The organism is Thioalkalicoccus limnaeus (assembly GCF_041197575.1).
In the GTDB taxonomy this organism is placed as follows: Bacteria; Pseudomonadota; Gammaproteobacteria; order Chromatiales; family Chromatiaceae; genus Thioalkalicoccus; species Thioalkalicoccus limnaeus.
In genome coordinates, this window is the sequence record NZ_JBDKXB010000016.1 from 66,034 (window position 1) to 75,938 (window position 9,905).

Below are 9,905 nucleotides of genomic sequence, written 5' to 3' on the forward strand. Positions count from 1 at the left end.
GCGTCCGGCCGTTTTTCCATCGTGCCCCACCGGGATCTCAGTTCACCCGCCGAGTTGCTCGATGTCGCGCTCGGCCTCGGTGCGGCTTTGGCAGAGGTGCGGGGCGAGGCCGCGGGTGGCGAGGGATTCGCCGAGCTTCAGGCGCAGGAAGGCGCTGGTGGTGTAGCGGGTGATGTCGAGGTAGTAGCGCTCGACGAGGCCTTGGACCATGTCGGCGTAGGCGTCGATCAGGTCCGGGCGGAGGCTGAAGTTGTCGTAGTTGACGACGGCGAAGACCTTGTGGCCGAGCGGTTGGAGCAGGGCCTCGACGGCCTCGCGGATGCGCTCGATGTCGGCCGGCTCGCGCACCGCGAGGGCCTCGAAGTTGACGAACAGCCGATTCTTGGCTGGATCGTAGGTCAGGCGATCGGCGAGCGGGACCTCCAGCAGGTCGCGCTCGAGGCCCATCGGCTGATCGGTGAAGATGCGCGCATCCATGAGCCGCAACGGCTCGGCGATCCGCGGCCGAAAGCCCATCTGCGCGAGGAGGTCGCGCTCGAGGTCGACACCCGGCGCGATCTCGGTCAGCGTGATCCCGTCCGGGCGCATCTCGAAGACGCCGCGCTCGGTCACGTAGAGGACCATCTGGCCGAGCCGACGGGCCCGCTCGCCGCTGAAGGTGACCTGCTCGACGCGCTCGATGAACTTGTGCCCACCGGCGCCGTCGCCGAGCGCGAGGCGACCCTCGCCGATCCTGGGCGCCGTCTTGGCCGTCGTGAAGGTGCCGACGAAGACCAGCTTCTTGGCGTTCTGGCTGATGTTGATGAAGCCGCCGGCGCCGGCCAACCGCGGGCCGAAGCGGCTGACGTTGACGTTGCCCAGCGCGTCGGCCTGCGCGAGGCCCAAGAAGGCGATGTCGAGGCCGCCGCCGTCGTAGAAATCGAACTGGGCTGGCTGATCGATGACCGCCGCGCTGTTGGTGCCGGCACCGAAGTTCAGGCCGCCGGCGGGCAGGCCGCCGATCAGGCCCGGCTCGGCGGTCAGCGTCAGGTGGTCGAGGATCCGTTCCTCATTGGCGACGCTCGCGATCCCCTCCGGCATGCCGATACCGAGATTCACGACCGCGTTCGGTCGCAGTTCGAAGGCCGCGCGCCGTGCGATGACCTTGCGCGCGGTCAGCGGCAGCGGCTCGATCGACTGCATCGGGATGCGGATCTCGCCGCTGAAGGCGGGGTTGTAGGCCTCGGCGAAGGTCTGCCAGTGACGCTCGGGCGGTGCGACCACGACGGCGTCGACCAGGATGCCCGGGAGGCGCACTTGCCGCGGGCTGAGGCTGCGCCGCTCGGCGAGGCGCTCGACCTGCACCAGGACCAGGCCGCCCGAGTTGCGCGCCGCCATCGCCAGGGCCAGGGATTCGAGAACCAGGGCCTCGCGCTCGATCGTGACGTTGCCGTCGGGGTCCGCGGTCGTGCCGCGCACGATCGCGATGTCGATCGGGAAGGCCTTGTAGAAGAGGTGCTCCTCGCCGTCGATCGCGAGGAGTCGCACCAGGTCCTCGGTCGTGCGGTCGTTGAGCCGACCGCCGCCCTGGCGCGGATCGACGAAGGTCTCGAGGCCGACGCGCGTCAAGGTGCCGGGCTTGCCGGCGGCGATGTCGCGAAACAGATGCGCGAGGACCCCCTGAGGCAGGTTGTAGCCCTCGATTTGGCCGTCGTTGACCAGCTGCTGCAGCCGCGGGACCAGCCCCCAGTGGCCGCCGATGACGCGTTTGAGCAGGCCTTCGTGCGCCAGGTGGTTGAGCCCGCGCTCCTTGCCGTCGCCTTGTCCGGCCGCGTAGACGAGCGTCAGGTCCCGGGGCTCGCCGGTCGTGAGGAAATGCTCTTCGAGCGCGCAGGCGATCTCCTCGGCGAAACCGATGCCGACGAAGCCGCCGGTCGCAACCGTGTCCCCGGAATGGATCAACTGCACGGCCTGTGACGAGGAGACGACCTTGCTGCGCTCCAGTATCCCCTTGTGCGGGTCCTGCGTGATCGGGTGCGCGATCGTCGGTGATACCTTTGGGTCGGGCTGGGTCATGTCCTGTCGAGCTCCTGTGATGGTCGATCCGAGCGAGTGGGTCGCGGTCAGGCTCTCAGGAAGTCGCCGATGGCGGCGTAGGTCTGACGGCAGGCGTCGGGCACCAACTGCTCGAGATTCAGGAAGCCATGGATCACGCCGGGCAGATCGAGATGCTCGACGGGAATCCCGGCCTCGCGCAGCCGCGTGGCATAGAGGGCACCCTCGTCATGCAGCGGATCGAACGCGGCCGTGACGATCAGGGTCGGCGGGTAGGCCGGCGTGATGTCCATGAACAGCGGCGACACCGACCGGCGGTTCTCGGCGTTCTGCAAGTAGGCATCGAACATCCACATGATGCGCTCGCGCTCGAGCAGGTAGCCCTCGCCGTTCGTGATCACCGACGGCTGCGACAGCGTGTAGTCGAGGCCCGGATAAAGCAGGACCTGGCGGTCGATCTCGATGCCGGGCTCGTATTGGGCCAGGTGCGAGGCCGTCGCGCAGAGCGCACCGCCGCCGCTGTCGCCGATCAGCGCAAGCCGCGGTCGATGCGGCACCCCGAGGGCCTCGAGCAGGCGGAAGACGCGCTTCGCGCAGGCCATCGTGTCTTTCAGCGCGGCCGGGTAGGGGCATTCGGGGGCGAGACGATACTCGATCGCGACGACGACGTGGCGGGTCGCCTCGGCCAGCTTGCGGGCGATCGGGTCATAGATGGCGACGCTACCCGAGATGTGACCGCCGCCGTGGACGAATAGCGCGACCGGCAGCGGCTCGTCTGGGTCTGGATCGTAAAGACGCACCGGGACCCGGTAGTCGGGCCCGGCGATCATCTCGTCCTGGATCCACGGGAGCTCGGGGACCTCGGTCACGAGTCGGCGGGTCAGGGTATCCCAGGTCTCGCGGGTGTTGGTGACCGTGCGGCGGAAGCCGCGCTCGCGCGCCTTCCGCTTGATCTCGTCGACCTCGACGAGCCAGGCGCGCAGCGCCTCGGGCATCTCGACATCGCGTGGCTTCTCCATGGCGTCTCCTGTTGGCGCTTGGCCCTGGCCGGGAAGCGGCCAGGGCCGTCGGGCGACCGCCCCCGTCGCGAGCGATCGGATCCAGTAACTGGCATCTTATCCGATCGCCGCCGTGTTCGGGCTGGCCTGGGCCGGCCTGGCCCAACCTGGCCCGCGGCCCCGCAGCGCGCGCCTGTCAGGCGATCTTGCGCAGATCCTCCGGGGTGCTGGCCCGATCGAGCGGGTTCTCGCCCAAGGCCAGCGCGAGCCGGTTCAGCATCTCCAGCGTCTCCGGGCTCATCTCCTCGCGCGGGCCGGCGATCTCCTCGCACAGGGCCAGCGCCCGCTGCCGCTCCTCGGGCGAGACGATCAGCCGAGGCAAGGCCGCAAGGGCCGCCTCGGGCTCGTACCCGACGATCAGCGACTCCTTGTGGATCAGCCGGGTCCGCGCCTTCGGCTTCATGCTGGCGAAGGGCTCGGTCGACAGCAGCATCTGGTTGGAGCGTTCGAGCCGCGAACGGCGCACCTCCTTGCGTGAATGGGCAAGGAAGATCAGCATCCGGATCAGGCCGTCGGCGAAGTCGCCGTGCTCGATCCGGTCGAGCGCGTCCTGGACCGAGGTCAGGGTCCGCAGGTCTTCTCTCGGCGCCTGGCTGATGGTCCGGTCGAGACCCTCGCCGAGCCGCTGCATCGGCGGTGCCCCCCACAGCAGGTGGAAGTTCCATTCGATCAGCGCGTTCTGCAGGTCGCGCATCCCGTCCCACCACTGGCTCACGAGCGCGGCGCCGAAGCGCTCCATCTCGCGGAACGGGTTGTCGTCGGCGGCCGGCTGGCGCTGCTTGCGCACCTCGTCGGCGAGGTCCTTGACGGCCGGCATCAACGGGTTGCGGTCGCTTTGCACCCAGCGCTGCAGCCGCATCGGGTTGGTGTGGGCGAGGACCTGGGCGTTGGTCTCGTTGGCGAGAGCCCGGACGAAGGGTCGCATGGTCAGCTCGTAGACCTCGCTGCTGAGCTCCGAGAGACGGGCGACGGCGGCGAAGGGTCGATCGGAATCGTCGCCGCCGCTCTGCTCGATGACCTGCTCGATGGTCCGCTCGGCGAAGGCGACCTTGAACTGCTTGTGAATGCCCTCGCCGACCTCGTCGGTGATGACCATCTCGTAGAGGCCCGGGGCCAGCGCCTCGATCGCCTTCAGCGTCGAGACGATCTGATCATGCTCCTTTTTCGCGACCGAGGACGCGACGAAGATGCCCAGGTGACCGACATTCTCGTGCAGGGTATAGAGGATCCGCTGACCGCGGGCGCGGATCTCCTCGACGTCGCGGTAGTGATCCGGGATCCAGCCGAGAGCCTGCTGCGGCGGCGTGATGTTGTCGCCGTGCGAGGCGAAGATGATGACCGGCGAGTTGATGTCGCGCAGATCCACATGCGTGCGCTCGTTCAGGTTGGCCGTGCCGCGACCGAGCCGGTTGCCGACGAACAGGTTCTCGACGATCCAGCTGATCTCGTCGCGCGTCATGTAGAAGAAGCTGCCCCACCAGCGCTCGAAGCCGACGAAACGGGGCACCTCGGTGTCGACCTTGTCCCAGAGGTTGTAGTACTTGCCCCACCAGGTATTGCTCGGGCTCAGGCGCTCGAAGTTGAAGACCAGATGGGCGCCGTCGAACTGGCCATCGCCGAGGTCCGCGAGGAACTTGACGATCGGCGTCCCGCCGACGAGCCCGCCGAGGTAGCGCATCGGGTTCTTGCCCTTTTCACCGGCCCAATAGGAGAGCGGTGAGCCGTTCGCGACGACCGGACCCGTGATGTCGGGGTTGGTGGCCGCGAGCAGCATCGCGGCCCAGCCACCCTGGCAATTGCCGATCAACACCGGCTTCGGCGCATCCGGGTGACGACGGCGGACCTCGCGGACGAAGTCGGCCTCGGCGGCCGTCACGTCGGCGAGCGTCTGCCCGGGCACCGGCAACCGGCTGAAGGTGACGAAGTAGGTCGGATGACCCTGATGGATCGCAGCGCCGACCTGGCTGGCGTCCTTGAAGCCGCCGATGCCCGAGCCGTGGCCGGCACGCGGGTCGATGATGATGTAGGGCCGACCGTCGTGGCGGATCTCGACCCCCTTCGGCGGCACGATCTGCACCAGCGAATAGTTGACCGGACGGGCCAGCTTGGTGCCGTCGAGGATCAGCTCGTGCTCCCAGCTCAGCACCGTCTTGTCGCTGCCCTCCTCGTGCTCGACGAAGTAGTTGGCGCGCTGGCGCATCGCATCGGTGAAGAGCACCGAGCGTTGCGCGGCGTCGACCAGGTACTCGAACCAATAGCGGCCGAGCATCGGGTTCGCCCAGGCGCTAGCGATCGCGCTGGAGGTGGCCAGGTTCTTCTTGGTCTGCTCGAGCGCCGTGTCGAGCGCGCGCTTGTAATGCGCCTCGGCGACGGCGCCGAGATCCTTCGCGTACTGGGCATAATCGCCCGGGGCGGAATCCGCGAGCTTGGGCCAATGGTCGAGAGCCTTCGCAAGATCCGCCTGCTTGAAGAAAGGGGTCGCATCGAACATCGCAGTGCTCCGGGTGGTCGGGAAGGGCGGGGCGACGGGGGCGCCGGTCGGTGACCGCCGGGCTTCAGCCCTTGATGTGATAGCCGCCGTCGACGTAGATGGTCTGGCCGGTCAACATGGCCCCGGTGCGGGTCGCCAGCAGCGCGACGAGCGCGCCGACATCGTCCGGCGTCGCGAGGCGCCCGAGCAGGGATTTGGTGCGCGCCTCCTCGACCAGTTCGTCGAAATCCTTGAGCCCCGAGGCGGCGCGGGTCGGGAGCGGTCCCGGTGAGACCGCGAAGGCGCGGATCTCCTTCGGCCCCAGCTCGGCCGCGACGTAACGCACCGCGGCCTCCAACGCGGCCTTGACCGGCCCCATCAGGTTGTAGGTCTTGACGACGCGCTCGGCGCCCTGGAAGGTCATCGCGAACAGCGACCCGCCATCGGTCATCAGCGGCTCGGCCAGGCGCGCCATGCGCAGGAAGGAGTGGGCCGAGACATCGACGGCGAGACCGAAGCCCGCCGCCGAGCTGTCGACGAGCCGCCCGTGGAGATCCTCGCGCGGCGCGAACGCGATCGAGTGGATCGCGAAATCGAGCCGGCCCCAGCGTGCGCGGATCGCATCGAAAAGGGCCTCCAGCTCACCGGGCTTGGTGACATCGCAGGGGAGGAAGAGCTCGGCGTCGACCGCCTTCGCGCACGGCTCGACGAAGGGTCGCGCCTTGTCGTTCAAGTAGGTGATCGCCAGTTCCGCGCCGAGCGCGCGGCAGGCGCGGGCACAGCCGTAGGCGATCGAATGCTCGTTGGCGATGCCGAGCACCATCCCCTTCTTGCCTTCGAGCGAGAAATAGTCTTTGTCCAGCATGTCATGCTCCGCCCGGGCGGACCCGGTGTCGAGATCGATGTCGAGATCGAAAGGGGCGAGTCGGACGACTCGACGCCCGCGCCGTCAGGTGACCGCGCGGGCGCCTTCGGACCGCACGACCCGCAGCGTATGGCGAGCGATCATCAGCTCCTCATCGGTCGGGATGACCCAGACCGACGGCGTCTGACCCGGTCGGCTGATCCGCAGCGCATGAGCGGCATTGGCGACCGCATCGATCTCGATGCCGAGCCAAGCGGCATCGCGCCCGACGCGGGCGCGAATCTCGGCGTCGTTCTCGCCGACGCCGGCCGTGAAGACCAGCGCATCGAGGCCGCCGATCGACGCAACGAGCGCACCGAGCGTTTGGCCGATCCGGTAGACGAAGTAGTCGATCGCCTCGGCGGCATGGGGATCGTCGCTCGCGTGCAGATCGCGCAGGTCGTTGCCGACGCCGGAGAGGCCGAGCAGGCCAGCTTGCTTGTAGAGCAGCCGCTCGAGCTCGGCAACGCCGAGCCCGTCCTCGCGCATCAGGAACAGCAGCACGCCCGGGTCCAGCGCCCCGCACCGGGTGCCCATCGGCAGCCCGTCGAGCGATGAGAAGCCCATCGTGGTCTCTTGACTGCGGCCGTCCTTGATCGCCGTCATGCTGCAGCCGCTGCCGAGATGGGCGATCACGACGCGGCCGTCCGCGACCTCGGGCGCGAGCTCCCGCAGGCGCCCGGCGATGTATTCGTACGATAGGCCGTGAAAGCCGTAGCGCTTGAGGCCGCGCGCGCGCAGCGCTCGGGGCAGCGCGAGCTGCTCGCTGACGCGCGGGCGGCCTTGGTGGAAACTGGTATCGAAGCAGGCGACCTGCGGAAGATTCGGGTGATCGCGCGCGACGGCCCGGATCGCGGCCAGGTTGTTCGGCTGGTGCAGTGGCACGAGCGGGATCAACGCGGTCAGGGCCTCGATCACCTGCTCCGTGATCTGCACGGGCTCGGCATAGACATCGCCGCCGTGGGCGACGCGGTGACCGATGGCGAGGATCTGGCCGTCGCCGGTGGCCTCGGCGAGCCAACGCCAGATCTGTTGAAAGGCCCGCGCATGGCCCTGAGTGGGGTCCGTCGGCTCCCAGTAGCTCTCGGCGAGGCGCTGGCCGGTGGCCGACCTGGCGACGAAATGCGGCGCACTGCCGATGCCCTCGACCTGGCCCTTGACGCTTAGCACCGGCGCCTCGTCCGCGATCTCGTAGACGGCGAACTTGATGCTCGAGGAGCCGGCATTCAGCGTCAGGATCCGCTCTTTGGCGGGTGCGTCCATGTCGCCCCCTAATGCGTCGGCTGAAGCTGGCCGCGGCGCACCGCGTGCGCGTGCAACACGGCGGTCGCGGCCGAGGCGCGCCGGGTGCGGACGCTGTCGGCGCGCGAGGTCAGCACGATCGGCACCCGTGCCCCGAGCACGATCCCGGCCGCCTCGGCGTTGGCGAGGAAGATCAGCTGCTTGGCGAGGATGTTGCCGGCCTCGAGGTCCGGTGCGATCAACACATCGGCGACGCCGGCAACCGCCGAGTCGATCTTCTTGATCCGCGCCGCCTCCAAGTTGATCGCGTTGTCCATCGCCAGCGGCCCGTCGAGCAGGCCGCCCTCGATCTGGCCGCGGTCGGCCATCTTGCACAGCGCCGCGGCATCGATCGTCGATTGAATTTTGGGTCGGACGGTCTCGACCGCCGACAGGATCGCGACCTTCGGTTGCGCAACGCCGAGGGTGCGCGCCAAATCGATGGCGTTCTGGCAGATGTCGCGCTTCGCGTCGAGATCCGGCGCGATATTGACCGCCGCGTCCGAGATCAAGAGCAGCTTGGGGTAGGTCGGCACATCCATGACGAAGATGTGGCTGATGCGCCGCTCGGTGCGGATGCCGTTCGCCCGGTCGAGCACGGCGCTCAAGACCTCGTCGGTGTGCAGGCTGCCCTTCATCAGGATCTCGGCCGAGCCTTCGCGGATCAGCGCAACGGCGCGTGCGGCGGCTGCGTGACTGTGCGCGACATCGAGGATCTCGATCCCGGCGAGCGACAGGCCATGTTCGTCGGCGACGGCCCGGATGCGGGCCTCGGGGCCGACCAGGATCGGCCGGATGAACGCGCTCTCGGCCGCTTCGAGCGCCCCCTGGAGCGACACCTGGTCGACCGGATGGACGACCGCGGTGGGGACTGGCTCGAGCGCGCGCACCTGATCGAACAGCGCACCAAAGCTGTCATGATGCCGGACCGAGATCTCGGCGAGCTCCGGCACCTCGATCCGCAGCGGCTCGGTCGGCGCAACGACGGTCGCACGGCCGGTCATCACCGGCTCGTCGCGCTGGTTCATGACCCGGCACTCGAAGGTCACCAGGGCCTCGGCGGCCTTCTCGATGACCGCGATGCGCGCGGTCAGGACATCGCCGAGCTCGACCGGCCGATGAAAGGTCGAATCCTGGTGGCGATAAAGGGTCCCTGGCCCCGGCAGCACGTTCGCAAGCAGGCTCGAGATCAGCGTCGTGGCCCACAGACTGTGCCCGACAACGCCCTTGGCGCCGCGCGCGCGGGCGTACTCCTCGTCCATGTGGGTCGGGTTCAGGTCGCCCGAGACCTTGCTAAACAAGGCCACGTCATCGCGCGTCAGCGTGCGCTGTAGTTCCGCGGTTTGACCGATCTCGATCTCGTCGAACACCCGGTTCTCGAGGTACTGGGGCATCGGCGTGTCTCCGGCTGGGCAAGGGGAGGGGGCGAGTACCGTCCTGGCTGGGCGTGTTGCGCTGCACAATCGAGGATTGTCGTAGCATAGCCGGAATGCATGACGAGGGTGTGACCGTGGAGGACGGAGCGACAAGGCTGACATTCCGACCCGCGCAGCCGATTTGCATCTTGGGGCGTTTACACCATACTCCACTCAGGGAAGCTGGATGCGCCGCAAGGCTTTCGTGGGGTTTGATCGGGTGGCGACAAGTCCATACCGCTATGTGGACCGACCGACAGCTGGAGGATCGGAAACGCCCAAAACGTGGTCTGTCTCCATTTCTTATCAAATACTTGCCCCACTTCCCGAGGTCGATCTGGCCCGAAAATCGAGAAATCCAGGGTCGAATAGTCGAAGTCGGGCTAGAACACGCGGCCTTGCCAGGCCGCACTGGCCCCAGTTCTTCTCCGACCGCAAGCGCCTGGATGGGCAGCTCGGGATGAGCGTGGTGCTGCACACCTGGGGCGAGACCCTGGTGTGCCACGTTCACCTGCATTGCCTGGTGCCTGGCGGGGCGCTCGGCGCCGACGGCACCTGGCACCCTGATGGCCCGCGACTGGGTGGTCTACTCCAAGCCCTGCCTCACCCACACCGAGACGGTCGTCGACGACCCTGGGCGCTACAGCCACCGCATTGCGCTGAGCGACGCGCGGCTCGTGAACTTCGACGGCGAGCGCGTTGCCTTGCGCTACAAGGACTACCGCGACGGCGCGCGACAGAAA

Annotated in this window: 6 protein-coding genes and 1 pseudogene; 1 reads left to right on the forward strand and 6 read right to left on the reverse strand. The window is 68.0% G+C overall.

Annotation, left to right across the window (positions count from 1 at the left end):
* Nucleotides 1–42: 42 nt before the first annotated feature.
* The 6 genes from ABC977_RS12305 to ABC977_RS12330 form a co-directional block, all read right to left on the reverse strand.
* Nucleotides 43–2,055 carry an acyl CoA:acetate/3-ketoacid CoA transferase gene (locus ABC977_RS12305; RefSeq protein WP_369667562.1) on the reverse strand — a complete coding sequence of 671 codons (2,013 nt, stop codon included), beginning with the start codon at nt 2,053–2,055 and terminating at the stop codon, nt 43–45.
* A gap of 47 nt (nt 2,056–2,102) precedes the next feature.
* The gene (locus tag ABC977_RS12310; RefSeq protein WP_369667563.1) at nt 2,103–3,053 is read right to left on the reverse strand and encodes an alpha/beta hydrolase; all 951 of its coding nucleotides are present in this window, start codon (nt 3,051–3,053) and stop codon (nt 2,103–2,105) included.
* A gap of 175 nt (nt 3,054–3,228) precedes the next feature.
* Nucleotides 3,229–5,583: an alpha/beta fold hydrolase gene (locus tag ABC977_RS12315; protein ID WP_369667564.1), complete on the reverse strand. Its 2,355-nt coding sequence runs from the start codon at nt 5,581–5,583 to the stop codon at nt 3,229–3,231.
* Between the two features lie 64 nt (nt 5,584–5,647).
* Nucleotides 5,648–6,427, reverse strand: a complete 780-nt coding sequence (gene fabI / locus ABC977_RS12320; protein ID WP_369667565.1) for an enoyl-ACP reductase FabI — start codon at nt 6,425–6,427, stop codon at nt 5,648–5,650.
* A gap of 84 nt (nt 6,428–6,511) precedes the next feature.
* A complete protein-coding gene (locus ABC977_RS12325) occupies nt 6,512–7,729 on the reverse strand; it encodes an acetate/propionate family kinase (protein ID WP_369667566.1) in 1,218 nt (405 codons plus the stop codon).
* A gap of 8 nt (nt 7,730–7,737) precedes the next feature.
* Complete coding sequence (locus ABC977_RS12330) at nt 7,738–9,141, reverse strand: bifunctional enoyl-CoA hydratase/phosphate acetyltransferase (protein WP_369667567.1); 1,404 nt, start codon at nt 9,139–9,141, stop codon at nt 7,738–7,740.
* Nucleotides 9,142–9,583: 442 nt separating this feature from the next.
* Here ABC977_RS12330 and ABC977_RS12335 point away from each other — a divergent pair.
* Nucleotides 9,584–9,905, forward strand: a pseudogene (locus tag ABC977_RS12335) (transposase); the annotation flags it as partial.